This is a genomic window from Sphingomonas sp. RB1R13, from assembly GCF_036663775.1.
GTDB lineage: Bacteria > Pseudomonadota > Alphaproteobacteria > Sphingomonadales > Sphingomonadaceae > Sphingomicrobium.
In genome coordinates, this window is record NZ_JAXOJM010000105.1 from 1 (window position 1) to 1062 (window position 1062).

Here is a 1062-nt window from a genome sequence, read left to right on the forward strand (position 1 = left end):
GCGCGCCTGTCGGGGTTGGTCGTGGGGGCGGGGGGGAGCGAGGTGGGGGGGCGCGGGGGCGGCGCGGCGGTGTTGGGCGAGGAGGCGTGCGGGGGGGGCGGGGGCGGGGGCGGGATTTGAGGGTCGGCCATGTCACTTGTCCTGCCATGCGCGGGCCGCCGAAACCAGCCGCACATGGTCGAAATCGGGTTAACCATTTCAGGGGGTGGCTAAATTCATAACCCACGCCTAGGGGTGCCCCCGAGTTTCACGGCACGGTTCCGGGGGGAGTTTCCATGCGCGATTTTCGCGACGCCTATGTCGCGCCGTTCCTGACCGATCGTGACGTGGCGGATGCCGCCGAGATGATGGAGACCTTCGGCCTGGCGGCGGGCGGCGAGGCCGCGGCGCGGGCCGATCGCAGCCGCGACCTGGGCAATCACATCCATTTCTGTCGCTGGCGCCAGATCGAGCGGCTGATCGAACTCCTGTCCAGCGACGAGGCGATCGGCACCGTTCACTGATCGACGTGGCCGCCTGGGATGGCGCGCTTCGCGACGACCGGATCGGCAAATCTGTCCAGATGATGGTGCTTTGGGGTGTCGCTGTCGCATCCACGCGGCTAGGGATTGGCGCATGATGGTCCGCGTCGGGCGGCCGCGCCGCTCGGCCGCCATCATAAGCTTGGCAATGGGTCTTGGCGGCGCGGGCTGGCCCAGCTTTGCGGCTGCGCAGGTGGCGCGCCCTGCCGCGTCCCCGACGATCCAGGCGATACCGGGCAGCGACCTGCCCGATGATCCGACGATGTTGGACCCCTCGGCTCCGCTGGCCCCCTTGCCCGAGATCGGCGTGGCCTGGCCCGACCTGGCGACCGCACCCGGTGATCCGGTGGCGACGATGACCGCGACCGTCGACGCCGCGGCGGAGCGGCGTTATCGCTGGCGGGTCGAGGGGATCGACGGCACCGGCCCGCTGGTCCGCCAGCGTTTCGAGCAGCTCTCCACCCTGGATGCCAATGATGGCGAGCCAGCCAACGCCGCGCAGCTGGACCGGCGTGCGCGCGAGGACGCCCAGTTGCTGACC

1 protein-coding gene and 1 pseudogene are annotated in these 1062 nt (G+C 70.3%); both read left to right on the forward strand.

The features are described from left to right. The first annotated feature begins 275 nt into the window (after window positions 1-275). The gene (locus U1700_RS15285; protein ID WP_294275229.1) at window positions 276-503 is read left to right on the forward strand and encodes a hypothetical protein; all 228 of its coding nucleotides are present in this window, start codon (window positions 276-278) and stop codon (window positions 501-503) included. Between the two features lie 112 nt (window positions 504-615). Continuing rightward, window positions 616-1062, forward strand: a pseudogene (locus U1700_RS15290) (outer membrane protein assembly factor); the annotation flags it as partial.

Bases quoted from the DNA above. Each gene is read 5' to 3' on its own strand.
- U1700_RS15285 (WP_294275229.1), top strand. From the start codon at position 276: ATGCGCGATTTTCGCGACGCCTATGTCGCGCCGTTCCTGACCGATCGT.